This is a genomic window from Stenotrophomonas sp. WZN-1 (assembly GCF_002192255.1).
GTDB lineage: Bacteria > Pseudomonadota > Gammaproteobacteria > Xanthomonadales > Xanthomonadaceae > Stenotrophomonas.
This window is the reverse complement of sequence record NZ_CP021768.1, coordinates 2,547,105-2,563,506: the sequence shown is the minus strand read 5'-3', so window position 1 is coordinate 2,563,506 and position 16,402 is coordinate 2,547,105. Positions and strand designations below refer to the sequence as shown.

The 16,402-nt window shown below is 68.4% G+C and carries 15 protein-coding genes; 10 read left to right on the top strand and 5 right to left on the bottom strand.

Features of this window, described 5'->3' with window-relative positions; genetic code table 11:
- The first annotated feature begins 6 nt into the window (after window positions 1-6).
- On the top strand, window positions 7-1,155 hold the full coding sequence (locus CCR98_RS12155) for an acyl-CoA desaturase (RefSeq protein WP_075677930.1): 1,149 nt from the start codon (window positions 7-9) through the stop codon (window positions 1,153-1,155).
- 5 nt (window positions 1,156-1,160) lie between these two features.
- Here CCR98_RS12155 and CCR98_RS12150 read toward each other — a convergent pair whose 3' ends face one another.
- The 5 genes from CCR98_RS12150 to CCR98_RS12130 form a co-directional block, all read right to left on the bottom strand.
- Complete coding sequence (locus CCR98_RS12150) at window positions 1,161-1,496, bottom strand: tetratricopeptide repeat protein (protein ID WP_005409958.1); 336 nt, start codon at window positions 1,494-1,496, stop codon at window positions 1,161-1,163.
- Entirely contained in the window at window positions 1,493-2,071 is a 579-nt protein-coding gene (locus CCR98_RS12145) for a flavin reductase family protein (protein WP_087922816.1), read from the bottom strand. Before CCR98_RS12145 ends, CCR98_RS12150 begins: the two co-directional genes overlap by 4 nt.
- Window positions 2,068-2,697: a superoxide dismutase gene (locus CCR98_RS12140; protein WP_087922815.1), complete on the bottom strand. Its 630-nt coding sequence runs from the start codon at window positions 2,695-2,697 to the stop codon at window positions 2,068-2,070. Before CCR98_RS12140 ends, CCR98_RS12145 begins: the two co-directional genes overlap by 4 nt.
- Before the next feature lie 460 nt (window positions 2,698-3,157).
- Entirely contained in the window at window positions 3,158-4,678 is a 1,521-nt protein-coding gene (locus CCR98_RS12135) for a thioredoxin family protein (protein WP_087922814.1), read from the bottom strand.
- Between the two features lie 99 nt (window positions 4,679-4,777).
- Entirely contained in the window at window positions 4,778-5,257 is a 480-nt protein-coding gene (locus CCR98_RS12130; protein WP_087922813.1) for a GNAT family N-acetyltransferase, read from the bottom strand.
- Between the two features lie 66 nt (window positions 5,258-5,323).
- Between CCR98_RS12130 and CCR98_RS12125 the strand changes: the two genes are divergently transcribed.
- From CCR98_RS12125 to CCR98_RS12085, 9 genes are all read left to right on the top strand, one after another.
- Window positions 5,324-6,259, top strand: a complete 936-nt coding sequence (locus tag CCR98_RS12125; protein WP_087922812.1) for a TIGR03571 family LLM class oxidoreductase — start codon at window positions 5,324-5,326, stop codon at window positions 6,257-6,259.
- Between the two features lie 113 nt (window positions 6,260-6,372).
- A complete protein-coding gene (locus CCR98_RS12120; protein ID WP_087922811.1) occupies window positions 6,373-6,684 on the top strand; it encodes a DUF3817 domain-containing protein in 312 nt (103 codons plus the stop codon).
- Between the two features lie 151 nt (window positions 6,685-6,835).
- Window positions 6,836-8,032, top strand: a complete 1,197-nt coding sequence (locus CCR98_RS12115; RefSeq protein WP_087922810.1) for an MFS transporter — start codon at window positions 6,836-6,838, stop codon at window positions 8,030-8,032.
- A complete protein-coding gene (locus tag CCR98_RS12110; protein WP_087922809.1) occupies window positions 8,029-9,222 on the top strand; it encodes an isochorismate synthase in 1,194 nt (397 codons plus the stop codon). Before CCR98_RS12115 ends, CCR98_RS12110 begins: the two co-directional genes overlap by 4 nt.
- Complete coding sequence (locus CCR98_RS12105; protein ID WP_087922808.1) at window positions 9,219-10,871, top strand: AMP-binding protein; 1,653 nt, start codon at window positions 9,219-9,221, stop codon at window positions 10,869-10,871. The genes CCR98_RS12110 and CCR98_RS12105 overlap by 4 nt, the downstream gene beginning before the upstream one ends.
- Entirely contained in the window at window positions 10,871-11,503 is a 633-nt protein-coding gene (locus CCR98_RS12100; protein WP_087922807.1) for an isochorismatase family protein, read from the top strand. Before CCR98_RS12105 ends, CCR98_RS12100 begins: the two co-directional genes overlap by 1 nt.
- The gene (locus tag CCR98_RS12095) at window positions 11,503-11,760 is read left to right on the top strand and encodes a phosphopantetheine-binding protein (protein WP_087922806.1); all 258 of its coding nucleotides are present in this window, start codon (window positions 11,503-11,505) and stop codon (window positions 11,758-11,760) included. Before CCR98_RS12100 ends, CCR98_RS12095 begins: the two co-directional genes overlap by 1 nt.
- Window positions 11,757-15,647 carry an enterobactin synthase subunit F gene (locus CCR98_RS12090; protein ID WP_087922805.1) on the top strand — a complete coding sequence of 1,297 codons (3,891 nt, stop codon included), beginning with the start codon at window positions 11,757-11,759 and terminating at the stop codon, window positions 15,645-15,647. Before CCR98_RS12095 ends, CCR98_RS12090 begins: the two co-directional genes overlap by 4 nt.
- On the top strand, window positions 15,638-16,396 hold the full coding sequence (locus tag CCR98_RS12085) for a 2,3-dihydro-2,3-dihydroxybenzoate dehydrogenase (RefSeq protein WP_087922804.1): 759 nt from the start codon (window positions 15,638-15,640) through the stop codon (window positions 16,394-16,396). The genes CCR98_RS12090 and CCR98_RS12085 overlap by 10 nt, the downstream gene beginning before the upstream one ends.
- Window positions 16,397-16,402 lie beyond the last annotated feature (6 nt).

Here is a 16,402-nt window from a genome sequence, read left to right as displayed (position 1 = left end):
CCTGCCATGACCCGCGCTACCGACCGTGCCCTGAGTACTGCCGAGATGCATGCCTTCGGTGAGGAACTCGACGCGATCCGCGACCGTGTGATCGGCAGCCTCGGCGCCTCCGATACCCGCTACATCCGTCGCGTGGCCGCCGCCGTGCGCTGGTTCGGTGTGGGCGGCCGTGGCCTGCTGTTCCTGGCGGCGTTCTCGCCGCTGTTCTGGATGCCGCTGCTGTGGCCGGCCGCGATCACCGGCACGCTGCTGCTGGCGCTGTCGAAGATCCTGGAGAACATGGAGCTGGGCCACAACGTCATGCACGGCCAGTTCGACTGGACCGGCGACCCCAAGCTCAACGGCAATACCTACGAGTGGGACATCGTTGCCACCGCCGACAACTGGCGCAAGACCCACAATTTCCGCCACCACACCTACACAAACGTGCGTGGCATGGACGATGACATCGGTTATGGCCTGCTGCGCATCTTCCCGGAACAGCGCTGGAAGCCGTTCTACTTGCTGCAGCCGATCATCGCGCCGATCTTCGCACTGCTGTTCCAGTGGGGCGTGGCCGCGCAGGACCTGCGCCTGGGCCGCTGGCTGAAGGGCCGCATGAGTGCGCGTGCGATGTGGCTGCAGACCCGTCCGGTGGCGCGCAAGATGCTGCGCCAGGTGCTGAAGGACTACGTGTTCTTCCCGCTGCTGGCCGGCCCGTTCTTCCTCACCGTGATGCTGGGCAACCTGGTGGCCAATGGCCTGCGCAACATCTGGACCTATGTGATCATCTTCTGCGGCCACTTCACCGCCGAATCGGAGACCTTCCCGAAGGAATGCCTGCGCAATGAGTCGCGCGGCCACTGGTACCTGCGCCAGCTGCGCGGTTCGTCCAACATCAGCGGCGGCTTCCTGATCAACGTGCTGTCGGGCAACCTCAGCCACCAGATCGAGCACCACTTCTACCCGGACCTGCCGGCCAACCGCTACGCGGCCATCGCCAAGGAAGTGAAGGACATCTGCCGCCGTTACGGCCAGCACTACAACAACGGCTCGCTGCCGCGCCAGTTCGGCCAGGTGGTCTGGCGCATCCTGCGCCACGCGTTCCCGAGCAAGCCGCGCCGCCTGCCGATGTCGGACATCATGTCCGCACCGGCATCGGCCAACGCGGGCTGATCGACTCAGCCCGCTTTCGCCAGGTCCGCCTGCTCGCGGTCCAGGCGTCGCAGGAACACCTGCATTTCCTTGCGTGCCTGCTGGTCGCCCTTGCTGCCGGCTACGCTCAGCCCGCGTTGCCATGCTTCGCGCGCCGCCTGCGGCTGGCCACTGGCCAGCCAGGCCTTGCCGAGCAGCTTCCATGCCGCTGAATACTGCGGATCAAGCACCACGCAGCGGCCCAGATGGGTTGCCGCACGCACCGGGTTGCCGGCATCCAGCCAGCCTTTGCCCAGGCCGAAGCGCAGCAGCGCGCCGTCCTTGCCGGCGGCGAGCATGCATTCCAGGGCCTCGATGTTCATCCGCGCACCTCCACCAGCAGCTCGGCCGGGCCTGGCTGGAAACGGCCACGGTGGAACAGCAGTGGTGCGCCACCGTTTTCGTGCACTTCGATGATGCGACCGGCCAGCAGAAGGTGATCACCCACCGGCCACTGTGCATGGCGGGTACAGGTGAGATGGGCCACCGCACCGGCGATACGCGGTGGCGCGTCTTCCTCGTCGTCCAGCAGCGGCAGGTCGTCGAAGCGGTTGCGTACCTGCGGATCGGCGAAGCGCCGTGCCAGTGCTTCCTGGTCGGTACCCAGCACGCTGATCGCAAAGCGGGTGGCGCGCTGGAAGGTGGACAGGCTCTGTGCGTGCAGCGCCAGGTTCCACAACACCAGTGGCGGCTGCAGCGACACTGGTACGAACGAGTTGATGGTCAGGCCGACCGGTCTTCCCTGCGCATCGCGTGCGCAGACGATGGCCACGCCGGTAGGGAAATGGCCAAGCAGCCGCCGCAAGGCACGCGGCGGCATCTCGACCGACGGCACCGGGGCCGGAGCGGGGAACACCCCCGCCCACGGCCCGGCGTATGGCAGTGTCTCGCCGCTCATGAGGCCTTGGCCTGGCGGTAGCGCCGGCCGACCTCGGCCCAGTTGATGATGTTGAAGAACGCACCGATGTAGTCCGGGCGACGGTTCTGGTAGTGCAGGTAGTAGGCGTGCTCCCAGACGTCCAGTGCGAGGATCGGGGTATTGCCGGACAGGCCGACGGCTGCACCCATCAGCGGGCTGTCCTGGTTGGCACTGCTTTCGACGTGCAGGCGGCCATCGCGATCACTGGTCAGCCAGGCCCAGCCACTGCCGAAGCGGGTCTGCGCGGCCTTGGTGAAGGCGTCCTTGAAGGCGTCGAAACCGCCGAGGTCACGGTCGATGGCGGCGACCAGCTCATCATCGGGCGTGCCGCCGTTGGTGCTGAGCACGGTCCAGAACAGGCTGTGGTTGGCGTGGCCGCCACCGTTGTTGCGGACTGCGCCACGCTGCGCCTCGGGCACGGCATCGAGGTTGGCGATCAGCGCCTCGACCGGCTGCTCGGCGATGCCGGCCTGCTCGATGGCCGCATTGAGGTTGTTGACGTAGGTCTGGTGGTGCTTGCTGTGGTGGATTTCCATCGTACGCGCATCAAAATGCGGCTCGAGGGCGTCATGGGCGTAGGGGAGCGGGGGAAGCGAGTACGACATCGAAGCAATCTCCGTGGGGAACGCCAGGGGCTGGCCGTGGGGAGATCGTTATCGCACCTCAACATTGGTTGAGGTCAAGAGGCGGGATTGAAATGCGTGCGCTGATGGCGCCTTGATTCTTCCTGGCATGCAGGGGCTGATGGGTCAGCGCAGGACACGCCGTGAACCCATCCATGGGGGCTCGATGGCGCCATCCATGGCGCCAACGGTCCTGCGCTGACCCATCAGCCCCTGCAGGAAAGCTCCCTGCGCTGGCGCGGAGACGGAATCAAAGGCAGGAGCAGGAGCGGGTTCAGTAGTGCCAGCCCATGGCTGGCAGCATTCATGCAATGCGAGCTGCCAGCCATGGGCTCCCGCTTTCCGAACCCTCACCGGCGCGCTGATGCGCTGCCCCCGCCCCCTCCCACACGTGTCAACAAAAGCGCCGGCAGGCGAACCAGCCGCCAGCGCTTTCATCAACTCAACTCAACCACTCCTTGCACGCGCCATCCGCCTGCCCGCCGCACGCCTGCAGCATGCGCTGCTGCAAACGCGCCAGCGTCTCCGCGCCCTGGTGCTTGCTGCTCCACGCCTTCAACTGCCCGGCCAGGCGCTCGAAGCGCTGGCGGGTGCGCTGGTGGTAGCCCGAAGGCTGTGCTTCCAGCTCGGCGATCAGCGAGCCGGTGGCTTGCTCGATGCGCGGCGCATCGTCCGGCGCCAGCTTGAGGAGGCCTTCCACGTACAGCACGCCCCACTGCACGCGGGTCGCGGGGCCCTGCGCGCCGTCGTAGGCACGCTTCAACCACTCCAACGCCCCGGCGGGGGCGCCGCGCTGCTCGGCCAGTTCGGCCAGCTCCGGCATGTAGTAGTACGGTTGCTCGCTGCGCTTCAGTTCGGCCAGCAGCAGCGCTTCCGCACCGGCGTCGTCACCTACTTCGCGAAGTGCATACACCGCGCTGCTGATCGTGGCCTGGCGTGCATGCGCATCGGTGGCGGCGGCATCGGCCGCGGCCACGCGCTGCTTGACCCGTTCCACCAGTGCCGCCGGCAACGCGCCCTTCGGTTGCTGCTGGCGAGCCAGCGAGACTTCGGTCAACGCGCGCGATAGCGCATCGTCGGCGCGATCGCCGCGTTCGGCATCTGCCCGCTCCAGTGCGACGAGCAGCTGCTGCCCCAGCGTGTTGGACGTGGCCGGGCCCGCGCTGGCCTGCTGCACGAGCTTGGCGCCGGCATAGCCCAGCAGCTCGCGGTTGCGACGGACTTCGGCAGGTTGCGCCAGCACGGCCTGCAGCAGTTCGCGCACTTCGGTGGGCGAGGCAACGGACTTTTCGGCTGTCGCCAAGGACAGCAGGGCGAAGCGGCGCTGCAGGGCGGCATCCGGTGCGCTCTTGGACAGCTGGCGCAGCACGTCCTGGCTGTTGCGCTCGCCAGCCAGGCGGTTGGCGTCGACCTCCCAGCCGTAGTCGCCCAGCACCTGCCAATCTTCCGCGGCCAGTCGGTCTGGCGTTGCCAGCGCGGTGGCCAAGGTGGCGGCAACAGCACTGCGGCGGCCGGCGGCCACGGTCAGGGCCCGGGTCAGTTCGGCGGCGTCATTGCCACCGGCGACGCGGGTGATTTCGTTGCGCTGCGGGTCCAGCACGATCAGCGTCGGGTAGCCGCGCACCCCGAAGCGCTCACCCCAGGCCTGCGCACCTTCCTCGTCGCCATCCAGGTAGACCGGCACGAATTTGCCGGTCAGTGCGATGAAGGCCGGGTCCTTGAACAGGCCGGCCTTGAGCTGGTTGCACGGCGGGCACCAGACCGCGCCCCAGTACAGCAGCACCGGCTTGCCGCTGTCGGCGGCCTCGGCGAAGGCATCGTCCACATCGCCCTGGCGCCAGGCGATGGCGCCGGCCGGCGCGCGCGCCTCCGCGGAACTGGCGGTGGAAACCGGGGCCGGGGTGCAGGCGCTCAGCGCCGAAGCCAGCAGCAACACGGAAAGCGCGACGCGCATCGGCAGCATCTCGTAGGGCAGGGTGACAGGCCATTGTAGGAACGGCCGGCGCAGGTGCTGATTCAGTTTGCTTATGTCGGGCATGCCGCAGGGAATGTGGGCGGGAGGTCAGTGCAGACCAGGGGGCGCCCTTGCCGAAGGCGGCACCGCCCGCACCATCTGCTGGTACACCAGCCCGTTGAACTCGCCGACCTCGCCATCCAGCACGAAGCCATAGCGCAGGTACGTCGGCACGGCATTGAGCGAGGCACGCACGGTCAGCACCGGTTCGCGCACCTGCGGCAGCACCGCCTCGAACAGCGCATGGCCGATGCCCTGGCCCTGGCAGTCGGGATCGACGAACAGCATCGCCAGGTGCCGGCCCTCCTTCAGTTCGACCACCCCGACCACGCGCGCATCCTGCTCGGCCACCAGGATGTGGTTGTCACCCTGCAGGCGCACACCGAACGCATCCGCTGCAGCGACACTGCCGAAGGTGGCGATGCCGGCCGCGCCGAGCGTCGGCGCCACTGCCTCGTCGAACGCGGCCAGGCACAGCGCACTGATCGCAGGCAGGTCATCGGCATGAGCGGGGCGGATCTTCGGCATGCAGTGTTCTTCCCGTGGTGGGCGGCACGTCATCGTTGCCGCATGCCTGCACGCTAAGCTGGCGGCATGAGTGATTTCAATCCCGCTTACGCTGCGTTGTTTCCGCAACAGGGCTTGAGCCTGGGCCTGATGACGCCGGTGGCGTCGCAGGGGCTGGCCGATCCGCGTGAGGCACGGCGCATCGCACGGCTGGCCGACGATCTTGGCTTCGCCGCGTTGTGGGCGCGCGACGTGCCGCTGATGGTGCCACAGGGGCCAGACGCGACAGCGAGTGCGCTGGACGATCCGTTCCTGTGGCTGGGCATGCTGGCGGCCGCGACCGAGCGCATCGTGGTCGGCAGCGCAGCGATTGTGCTGCCGTTGCGCCGGCCGTTGCAGGTGGCTAAGTCGGCACTGAGCCTGGACCGGATCAGCGACGGGCGTTTCATGCTCGGCCTGGGTTCGGGTGACCGCCCGGAAGAGTTCGCCGCGTTCGGTGAGGATCTGCAGGGCAGGGCGGCGAACTTCCGTGAGCGCTGGACGTTGTTGCGCGCGGCGCTGTCACCGGAGGCCGATGAGCGGACCGCCGTACTGCAGGCGACTGGTGGCTTCGACGTACTGCCGGCGCCGGCCACGCGCATCCCGATGCTGGTGGTCGGCACGGCGCGGCAGAGCCTGCAGTGGATCGCGCGCGAAGCCGAGGGCTGGGCCACCTATCACCGCGAGGAAGCTGCGCAGGAAGGACGGATCGGCCTGTGGCAGCAGGCGCTGGTGCAGGGTGGTGGGCCAGGCAAGCCGTTCGTGCAGTCGATGCTGCTGGACCTGCAGGCGGATCCGCAGGCGCCGGCGGAGCCGCTGCCGCTGGGCCTGAAGGTCGGCCGCGACGGTCTGCGTGACTATCTGCTGCGCGTGCATGCGCAGGGCGTGGCGCACGTGATGTTCAATCTGGCCGACAACGGGCGTCCGATGGATGACGTGCTGCGTGAGATCGGCGAGCAGGTTGTGCCGCATATGCTCAGGTAGGTGTCCACCTTGGTGGCCCAGCGCTACCCGCCGGTGTCCGGAACGTCCGCATCTGCGTATCATTCGCATTTGATATCCCGCTGCCGGAGCTCCGCGTGACCGAACGTTCCCCCATGCACCCGACTGGACGCCTGTTCGCGGCGGTCGCTTTCATCGAGGCCGTGACCTGGGCCGGCCTGCTCATCGGCATGTGGATGAAGTACGGCCCCATGGCCAACGTTGCGTTGGTGAAGCTGTTCGGCCCGCTGCACGGCGTGGCCTTCCTGGTCTACGTGGCGGTCACCCTGTTCGCGGCGGTGCGCCTGCGCTGGCCGTGGTGGGCGAGCGCGCTGGCCCTGCTGGCAGCCATCCCGCCGCTGGTGACGCTGCCGCTGGAGTGGTGGTTCAAGGGCCGAGGCCTGCTCGGCCTGCGTGCAATGCGCTGAACCCACTGTTGCGCGCCCATTCAAGAGAATGGGTATCAAATGCAAATACGAGCCGTTATCATTTAAGGATGGCATCCAGTCCTGAACAGGGCCGGTGCCGGGCGGGGCGCAGGTGCGCCCGGCCATCCTTTCCTGTTACGGCTGGTGTTCCATGCACGCACGTCCCGTCGTTCCCGGCTTGCCGGCGCTGGTGTTGGCTGCCCTGATCGGCACCATGGCGATGATGTCCTTCGTCGCTGTGATCGGCCCGGTGGTCCGCATGCTCGGTCTGTCCGAGTGGCACGCCGGACTGTCGGTGACCGCTGCGGGCGTGCTGTGGATGCTGGCTGCCCGTCCGTGGGGCCAGCTCAGCGACCGCATCGGCCGCAAGCGCGTGCTGATGCTGGCGATGAGCGCGTACACCGTGGTCTACATCGCGCTGGCGGTGTTCATCGACGTCGCCCTGCAGGCGGTGCCGCCGGTACTGGTATCGGTGCTGGTGCTGGTCGGTGCGCGTGGCCTGATCGGCCTGTTCTACGCGGCGGTGCCGCCTACCGCTGCCGCGCTGATCGCCGACAAGGCACCCACCGGACAGCGAGCGAAATTCCTCGCCCGCCTGGGCAGCGCCAACGCGCTGGGCATGGTGCTGGGCCCGGCTGCTGCGGGTTGGCTGGCCTACACGAACCTGTCGCTGGCGCTGTATGTAGCCGCATTGCTGCCGCTGCTGGCACTGGCATTGCTGGCCTGGCGGCTGCCAGCAACGCCGCCGGTGGTGGGGGCATCCGCGCAGCGCCGCGCGCCGATGAGCCGCACCGACTCGCGGTTGCGCCTGCCGCAGTTGGCGGCGTTCATCGCGATGGTCTCGGTGACCATCGCGCAGGTCACGGTCGGCTTCTTCGCAATCGATCGCCTGGGCCTGGATGCCGCTGCGGGTGCACGCATGGCAGGTATCGCGCTGACTGCGGTCGGTGTCGGCCTGATCCTGGCGCAGGCGCTGGTGATGAAGCTGGAGGTACATCCGCGGCGCTGGATCATTCTTGGCGCCCTCATTTCCGGCATCGGCTTTGCTTCGGTGGCGGGCGTGCAGCAGGCCTGGCAACTGCCTACGGCCTACGCGCTGGCTGCATTCGGCATGGGCTTCGTATTCCCCTCGTTCCAGGCGTTGGCCGCCGACGCGGTGGAGGCACACGAGCAGGGCGCTGCCGCCGGTACTGTCGCTGCCGCACAGGGACTGGGCATGGTGGCCGGGCCGATGCTTGGCACGCTGTTGTATCGCGGCGGGCCGAGCCTGCCATACCTGCTGGTCGGCGCGCTGCTGCTGTTGCTGTGCGCGCTGGCTGCAGCGCATCGGATGAAGGAGACCCCATGAACGATTCCCTGATGCAGGGTGCGTGGCCGGAGGCTGCGCCAGCGCCGCTGGAGAGCACTGACGACGCGTCGCTGTTCCTGCTGCAGCATGCCGGCCAGCACGTGCACGCACGTGGTTGCCGGGCCGCGCTGGCGAGTGGTGCGCTGGCGACCCTGGCTGAGCGTGTTGCAGAGTTCTTCGCCCAGCAGCGCGGCGGGCCGGGGTTGCTGGTCGGTGCGGTGCCGTTCGAGCCGCGTGCCGACGATGCGCTGTACCAGCCCGAGCGGCTGCTGCCGCCATTGCCGTTGCAGCCGCAGGCGGCGCCGCCGCTGGAGGGTGAGCTGCGGGCAGAGCCCGCAGCGTTGGACTATGCGGCCGCCGTGGCCACAGCGGTGCAGGCCCTGCGCGCGCCCGAACAGGAACTGCACAAGGTGGTGCTGGCGCGCAGCCTGCTGGCCCGCACGCGGCAGTCACTTTCCCCGGAGGTGCTGCTGGCCCGCCTGGGCGCGGACCCTTCGGTGGCCACCTATGCGGTGCCGCTGCCGGTTGAACCGGGGCAGGCACCGGCCTGGCTGGTGGGTGCAACGCCGGAACTGCTGCTGCGCAAGCGCGGCGCGGCGCTGCTGTCGCATCCGCTGGCCGGGTCCGCACGCCGCAGCGCCGATGCCGCCGAGGACGAGCGTGCCGCGCAGGCGCTGCTGGCCTCGCGCAAGGACCATGACGAGCATCGCCACGTGGTCGAAGCCATCGTCGATGGCCTGGCGCCGTACTGCAGCCACATCGATGCGCAGCCGCGGCCGGCGCTGCATGCGACCGCCAGCATGTGGCATCTGGGAACCCGCATCCACGCCACCCTGAAGGATCCGCAGACGTCTGCCGCCGAACTGCTGGCACAGCTGCACCCCACGCCGGCAGTCTGCGGTACGCCACGGCTGGCGGCACTGCAGCGCATCCGCGAGCTGGAACCGGTGCCGCGCGGCTTCTATGCCGGTGCAGTCGGCTGGCTGGACGCGCAGGGGGATGGAGACTGGTACGTGGCGATCCGCTGCGCGCGGCTGCAGGGCACGCAGCTGCGCCTGTACGCAGGCGCCGGCATCGTCGCCGATTCGCAACCCGAGGCTGAAGTGGCTGAAACCGCAGCGAAGTTCGCTGCCCTGTTGAATGCGCTGGGTGTCCATGAATCCGCGCCCGCCATCGAGCCTGCCGCATGAATACCTCCACTGATTCTTCCCGCCTGCCACTGCAGCAGGTTTGGCCTGATGCGCTGGCAGCGCGGTATCGCGATGCAGGGCACTGGCGCGGCGAGACCTTCCCGGCATTCCTGCGCGAGCGCGCGGAACGCTATGCGGATGACATCGCGGTGGTGGCTGGCGACGTCCGCCTGAGCTACGCGCAGCTGTGGCACGAGGCAGGGCGCATCGGCGCGGGCCTGCTGGCACTCGGTCTGCAGCCCGGCGAACGGGTACTGGTACAGCTGGGCAACACCGCAGGGTTCATCACCACAGTCTGCGGCCTGTTTCGCGCCGGCCTGGTACCGGTCTACGCGCTGCCTGCGCACCGCATCACCGAGCTGGTGCACTTCGCCAACAAGGCCGAGGCCAGTGCCTACATCACCACCACACTGCACGATGGCTTCGATCATCGTGGGCTGGCGCGGGCGCTGCAGGCCGAAGTGTCCGCCGTGCGCCATGTGGTGATCGACGGCGATGCGGCGGAGTTCGTTGCGTTGGAGGCGCTGCAGGGCGATCGCAGCCAGCTGCCGGCCGACCCGGACCCGCAGTCGGTTGCGTTCCTGCAGATCTCCGGTGGCAGCACTGGCCTGTCCAAGCTGATTCCGCGCACCCACGACGATTACATCTATTCGTTCCGTGCCAGCAATGACCTCTGCGGCATCGACCGCGACAGCGTGTACCTGGTCGCGCTGCCGGCCGCGCACAACTTCCCGATGAGTTCGCCCGGCTTCTTCGGCGCGCTGTATGCCGGTGCGCGCGTGGTGCTCAGTCCCGGCCCCGGGCCGGATGCGGCGTTCCCGCTGATCGCCCGCGAGAAGGTGACGTGCTGCGGACTGGTGCCGCCGCTGGCGCTGCTGTGGGCGCAGGCGGCAGCAACCACCCCGCACGATCTTTCCAGCCTGCAGGTGCTGCAGGTCGGCGGTGCCAAGCTGGTGCCGGAAGCGGCACGACGGGTGATCGACGGCCTTGGCTGCACGCTGCAACAGGTGTTCGGCATGGCCGAAGGCCTGGTCAACTACACGCGTCTGGATGATCCGGAGGAACTGATCGTGGCGTGCCAGGGCCGGCCGATCAGCCCGGACGACGAAGTGCGCGTGGTCGATGACCATGACCAGCCGGTGGCCGAAGGCGAGGTGGGGCATCTGCTTACCCGTGGCCCGTACACCATCCGCGGCTACCACAACGACGCGGTGGCCAATGCGCGCTCGTTCACCGACGACGGCTTCTATCGTACCGGCGACCGTGTGCAGCAGCTGCCCGGAGGCTACCTGGTGGTGCAGGGCCGTGCGGGTGACCACATCAACCGCGCGGGCGAGAAGATCTCCGCCGAAGAGATCGAAGATCACCTGCTGGCGCACCCCGGCGTGTTCGACGCCGCCGTGGTCTCCATTCCCGATGAGTATCTGGGCGAGCGCAGCTGCGCCTTCGTGATTCCGCACGGCGAGCCGTTCAAGGCGCCGGCTCTGAAGGCCTGGATGCGTACGCGCGGCCTGGCCGCCTTCAAGGTGCCGGACCAGGTCGTGTTCGTCGAAAGTTTCGATACCACGGCGGTCGGCAAGATCAGCCGCCGCGAACTGCGCGCGCAGCTGCGTGCTCGTCATCTGCAACAGACAGGAGGAACGCGCTGATGGCGCTGCCCCGCATCACCCACTATCCCTTGCCGACCGCTGCCGAACTGCCGCAGGCGCGCGGCCCGTGGCGCCCGCAGCGCGATCGTGCCGCTCTGCTGGTGCATGACATGCAGCGCTACTTCCTGGCCGCATTCGACGCCGGGAACGCCCCGTTGCGGCCCGCGGTGGACAACATCGCGCGCCTGCTGGCGCATTGCCGGGCACATGGCATTCCGGTGTTCTACACCGCCCAGCATGGCGACCAGGATCGCCGTGACCGTGGCCTGCAGGCCGACCTGTGGGGGCCGGGCATGCGCAGCAGTGCCGATCATGAGCCGATCATCGATGTGCTGGCACCGCAACCTGGCGAGCACGTGCTGGTGAAGCACCGCTACAGTGCCTTCCAGCGCAGCAACCTGGAAACACTGATGCGGGTGCGTGGCCGCGACCAGCTGCTGGTCACCGGCGTTTACGCCCATATCGGCTGCACTGCCACCGTGGTCGAAGCCTTCCAGCGTGACATCGAGGCGTTCATCGCAGCTGACGCGGTGGCGGATTTCTCGCGCGCCGACCACGATCAGGCGCTGCACTGGATCGCGCGCACCTGTGGTGTGCCGATGACCACCGATCAGCTGCTGGAGGTGCTGTGATGGCTGCCACGGGTGACGTGCTGGATCTGGAGCGGATGCGTGCCGATGTGGCGCGCGTGCTGGAGTGCACGCCGGCAGAGATCGGTGACGACGACAACCTGATCGACCTGGACCTGGATTCGATGCGCATGCTCGGCCTGGTCCTGGCCTGGGGCAACACCGGTCTGCCGCTGGAGTTCTCGCAGCTGGCAGAACACACCACGCTGCGCCAGTGGTGGGGTGTGGTGCAGCAACTGCAGGCCGCGCAGAACGCATGAACGCCGTCGCGCTGGCCACGCCGGTGGCGCTGACCGAGGCCCAGGCTGGGCTGTGGTTCGCGCAGCGGCTGGCACCGGACAATCCGTCATTCAATACCGCGCACGCGGTGTGGATCGAGGGTGCGCTGGATGTGGCCGCGTTCGTCGCCGCGGCAGACCAGGCTGCAGGCGAAGCCCAGGCCTTCGCATTACGCTTTGCCGAAGGTGCCGATGGCCAGCCGCTGCAGTGGCATGACCCGGCACACGTGCCGTTGCTTTCGGTGCGCGATGTGTCCACCGAGGCGGATCCCGCCGCTGCGGCACGCAACCTGATGCACGCCGACCGGCTGAGCCCGGTCGATCCCACCCGCGACCGGATCAGCCAGCAGGTGTTGTTCGATCTGGGCGGGCAGCGCTGGGTCTGGTACCTGCGCGTGCATCATCTGGCGGCCGACGGCTATGGCATGGCGTTGTTCACCGGTCGCGTCTGCGCGTTGTATGCCGGTCGCACGGGTGAGCCCCTGCCGGGGCTGGCGGGCGTGCTGGCCGATGATGCCGCTTATCGTGCCGATCCGCGCCGCGCGCAGGCCGGGCAGTGGTGGCGTGAGCACATGCAGGGCGCACCGGCAGGCGTGGGCCTGGCCGGCACGCTGGCGGCCAGTGACGACGCGCTGCGCTGGGTGCAGCCGCTCGATGCGGCATTCCGTGAGCAGTTGCTGCAGGCCTCGGTACGTTGGCTGCAGCCCTGGCCGGATGTGCTGGCCGCACTGGCGGCCGAGTACCTTCGGCGGATGAGCGCCGTCGATGAAGTGGTGCTGGGCGTGCCTTACATGGGGCGGCTCGGCAACGCATCGGCGCGCGTGCCGGCAATGGTGATGAACGTGCTGCCGCTGCGGGTGGCGGCCGGCGAGGGCAGTGTCGAGGCGTTTACCCGGGCATTGGGCCGGCAACTCAGCCAGGGCCGCAAGCACGGCCGCTATCGTGGTGAGCAGCTGCGCCGTGACCTGGGTCTGGTGGGAGCGCAGCAACGGCTGCATGGGCCGCTGGTGAATGTGCAGCCGTTCTACACGCCGCTGGCGTTGCCTGGCGTGCAGGCCACGCTGGAGGTGCTTTGCACCGGGCCGGTCGACGACCTGACGCTGGGTTTCCGTGGCGATGGCCAGCACCTGCTCGACCTGGAGATTGAAGCCAATCCTTCGCTCTACAGCCGCGAGGATGTGCAGGCGCACGCGGCGCGGCTGCTGCATTTCGTGTCGGCGGCGCTGGAGGCTGAAGACATCGCGGCGGTGCCGCTGGCCACCGGCGAAGAAGCGCAGCAGGTAGTGCATGGTTTCAATGCCACCGCGCATGCACTGCCGCAGACCACGCTGGTTGAGCTGCTGCAACAGGGCATGGACCGCGATCCACAGGCACCCGCGCTGGTGTTCGGCGACGCCACGTTGGATTACGCAACGCTGGAAGCGCGTAGCTTCGCACTTGCCGCGCAGCTGCGCGCGATGGGCGTCGGCCCGAACAGTGTGGTGGCAGTGGCATTGCCGCGCTCGCTGGAGCTGGTGATCGCGCTGGTGGCGGTGCTGCGCGCGGGCGCCGCCTACCTGCCGCTGGATCTGGCGCATCCTGACGAACGCCTTGCCCGCATCCTGGCCTCGGCGCAACCGGTCTGCGTGTTGGCGGCGGCGGACGTGGCGGAGCGCATGACCGGTATGCCGGTGCTCGCACCCGAGCAGTGGACTGCGCTGAGCTTCGCAGCGCCCTGGCCCGATCCGGCGCCCAGCGATGCGGCCTATGTGATCTATACCTCGGGTTCGACCGGCGAGCCGAAGGGCGTGGTGATCGAGCATCGTGCCATCGTCAATCGTCTGCTGTGGATGCGCGAGCACTACGGCATCCGTACCGACGACCGGATACTGCAGAAGACGCCAGCCACCTTCGATGTCTCGGTCTGGGAATTTTTCCTGCCGCTGCTGTGCGGCGCGACGCTGGTGGTGGCGGGTCCGGACGCGCATCGTGATCCGACCGAGCTGGCACGGCTGATCCGCGACCAAGGCATCACCACGGCGCATTTCGTGCCGTCGATGCTCGGCGCGTTCCTTGCTGCGCCGGCCTCCGAAGGCCTGCAGCTGCGCCGCGTGTTCACCAGTGGCGAGGCGCTGGACGCTTCACTGCGCGACCGCTTTCATGCGCGCGTGCAGGCCGAACTGCACAACCTGTACGGCCCGACCGAAGCCGCAGTGGACGTCAGCTACTGGCCGGCCTCGGCCCAGGACCACTCGCGGCCAGTGCCGATCGGGTTCCCGGTCTGGAATACCCGCTTGTATGTGCTGGACGCGCGGACGCAGCCGGTGCCGGTCGGTGTGGCCGGCGACCTGTACCTGGGCGGCGTGCAGCTGGCACGTGGCTATCTCGGCCGCGATGATCTGACCGCCGAGCGCTTCCTGGCCGATCCCTTCCTGCCGGGCGAGCGGATCTACCGCACCGGCGACGTAGCGCGCTGGCGCCCCGATGGTGCGGTCGAGTATCTCGGTCGCAGCGACCATCAGGTAAAACTGCGCGGCCTGCGCATCGAGCTGGGCGAGATAGAGGCGGCACTGGGTGAGCTGCCTGGCATGGAGCGCGTGGAAGTGCTGCTGCGCCTGGACACGCCGGGCGATGCGCGGCTGGTGGCCTATGTGCCGGCGGCGCTTGCCGATGCTGCGATGCTGCGAGGCCACCTGGCCAAGCGCGTGCCGGACTACATGGTGCCCTCGGCGTTCGTCGGTGTGGATCACTGGCCGGTGACCGCCAACGGCAAGCTCGACCGCAACGCCTTGCCGAAGCCGCCGCAGAACGAGATTTCCGGACTGGCGCCGCGCACGCCGCTGGAGCAGGAGCTGGCCGTGCTGTTCGCCCAGGCGCTGGGCCGCGATGCGCCCGTGGCGGTGGATGCGGACTTCTTCAGCCTCGGTGGCGATTCGCTGTCCGCGGTGCACCTGCTGCTGGCCATCGAGCAGCGCTGGCGCTGTGACCTTGGCCTGGGCGCTTTGTTCGCGCAGCCGACCGTGGCCGCGTTGGCGACCCGCATTGCCGAGCCGCCGGCGCTGGCCGACCACGCATTGGGCCCGGTGATCTCGTTGGCTGCGACTGATGCCGATGGGCCCACTCCCTTGTTCGTGCTGCACCCGGCCGGTGGCATCGCCTGGAACTACCGCCGCCTGGCGCGCGCCCTGCAGCCGGCACGCCCGGTGTACGGCCTGCAGTCGGCGGCGCTGGATCCGAAGCAGCCGTTGCCATCCAGCAGCGAAGCCATGGCCAACGACTACGTGCAGCGCGTGGTTGCATTGCAGCCGAAAGGGCCGGTGCATCTGCTGGGCTGGTCGGTGGGCGGCATCCTCGCCCAGGCGATGGCGGTGCGCCTGCATGAGATCGGTCGTGAGGTCGGTGAACTGGTGCTGCTGGACGCCTACCCCAGCGAGTGCTGGCGCGCCGAGCCGGAACCCGACGCCATCGCCGCATTGCGGGCGCTGCTGGCGATTGCCGGCCATGATCCGGATGCGCATCCGGAACTGGACAGCCGTGAGCGCATCCTTGGTTTCCTGCGCCGTGGCGGCAGTGCGCTCGGCAGCCTGCCGGATGTGGTGCTCGATGGCGTGGTGCGGGCCGTGACCGGCACCAACCGGCTGATCCGCGAACATATCCACCAGCCATTCGACGGCACGCTGGTGCACGTGCGTGCGGGTCGTGATCACCAGGCGCGACCACAGCTGCAGTCGGCGTTGTGGCGGACTCATGCGCGCAAGGTGCAGGCGCTCGAACTGCCGTTCCTGCATGCCGAGCTGACCGGCCGCGATGCGGTGGCGCAGCTGGCACCGTGGTTGTCGGCGCGACTGCGCCACTGGGATGAGCAACAGGAGATCGCAACATGCAGTTGACCGGCTTTGAAGGTCGCGTGGCACTGGTAACCGGCGCCGCCGGCGGCATCGGCGAGGCACTGGTACGGTTGTTGGCCGAGGCCGGCTGCACGGTGGTGGCGACCGACCGCGAGGCGCCCGTGGTGGTGGATGCATGTGTGCAGGCGTTTGCGCTTGATGTGACCGACAGCGTGGCGGTGGATGCACTGGTGGATCGTGTAGAAGCCAGTATCGGGCCGATCGGCCTCGCCGCCAGCGTGGCCGGGGTCCTGCACGTGGGCGAGGTGGCCGGCACCACCGATGCTGATTGGCGCCGGGTGTTCGCGGTCAATGCCGATGGTGTGTTCCATGTCGGGCGTGCGCTGGCGCGGGTGATGTCACCGCGAGGCCAAGGCGCGATCGTCACCGTCAGTTCGAATGCCGCCGGCGTGCCGCGGCACGGCATGGCCGCCTATGCCGCGTCCAAGGCCGCCGCCACGATGTTCACCCGCTGCCTCGGGCTGGAGCTGGCGCCGTTGGGCATCCGCTGCAACATCGTCGCCCCGGGTTCAACGCTGACCCCGATGCAGACCGGTATGTGGCAGGACGAGCACGGTGCCGAGCGGGTGATTGCCGGCAACCTGGAGACCTACAAGGCCGGCATCCCGCTGCGCAAGCTGGCCACCCCGGAAGACATCGCGCACTCGGTGATGTTCCTGCTCTCCGAGCAGGCCGGGCACGTGGCGATGAGTGACCTGTACGTGGACGGCGGCGCCACCCTGCGCGGGTGATAGCAC

What these genes read in the sequence shown, in the direction of transcription:
- CCR98_RS12155 (WP_075677930.1), top strand. Translation starts at nt 7, where the DNA reads ATGACCCGCGCTACCGACCGTGCCCTGAGTACTGCCGAGATGCATGCC.
- CCR98_RS12150 (WP_005409958.1), bottom strand. Translation starts at nt 1,496, where the DNA reads ATGAACATCGAGGCCCTGGAATGCATGCTCGCCGCCGGCAAGGACGGC.
- CCR98_RS12145 (WP_087922816.1), bottom strand. Translation starts at nt 2,071, where the DNA reads ATGAGCGGCGAGACACTGCCATACGCCGGGCCGTGGGCGGGGGTGTTC.
- CCR98_RS12140 (WP_087922815.1), bottom strand. Translation starts at nt 2,697, where the DNA reads ATGTCGTACTCGCTTCCCCCGCTCCCCTACGCCCATGACGCCCTCGAG.
- CCR98_RS12135 (WP_087922814.1), bottom strand. Translation starts at nt 4,678, where the DNA reads ATGCTGCCGATGCGCGTCGCGCTTTCCGTGTTGCTGCTGGCTTCGGCG.
- CCR98_RS12130 (WP_087922813.1), bottom strand. Translation starts at nt 5,257, where the DNA reads ATGCCGAAGATCCGCCCCGCTCATGCCGATGACCTGCCTGCGATCAGT.
- CCR98_RS12125 (WP_087922812.1), top strand. Translation starts at nt 5,324, where the DNA reads ATGAGTGATTTCAATCCCGCTTACGCTGCGTTGTTTCCGCAACAGGGC.
- CCR98_RS12120 (WP_087922811.1), top strand. Translation starts at nt 6,373, where the DNA reads ATGCACCCGACTGGACGCCTGTTCGCGGCGGTCGCTTTCATCGAGGCC.
- CCR98_RS12115 (WP_087922810.1), top strand. Translation starts at nt 6,836, where the DNA reads ATGCACGCACGTCCCGTCGTTCCCGGCTTGCCGGCGCTGGTGTTGGCT.
- CCR98_RS12110 (WP_087922809.1), top strand. Translation starts at nt 8,029, where the DNA reads ATGAACGATTCCCTGATGCAGGGTGCGTGGCCGGAGGCTGCGCCAGCG.
- CCR98_RS12105 (WP_087922808.1), top strand. Translation starts at nt 9,219, where the DNA reads ATGAATACCTCCACTGATTCTTCCCGCCTGCCACTGCAGCAGGTTTGG.
- CCR98_RS12100 (WP_087922807.1), top strand. Translation starts at nt 10,871, where the DNA reads ATGGCGCTGCCCCGCATCACCCACTATCCCTTGCCGACCGCTGCCGAA.
- CCR98_RS12095 (WP_087922806.1), top strand. Translation starts at nt 11,503, where the DNA reads ATGGCTGCCACGGGTGACGTGCTGGATCTGGAGCGGATGCGTGCCGAT.
- CCR98_RS12090 (WP_087922805.1), top strand. Translation starts at nt 11,757, where the DNA reads ATGAACGCCGTCGCGCTGGCCACGCCGGTGGCGCTGACCGAGGCCCAG.
- CCR98_RS12085 (WP_087922804.1), top strand. Translation starts at nt 15,638, where the DNA reads ATGCAGTTGACCGGCTTTGAAGGTCGCGTGGCACTGGTAACCGGCGCC.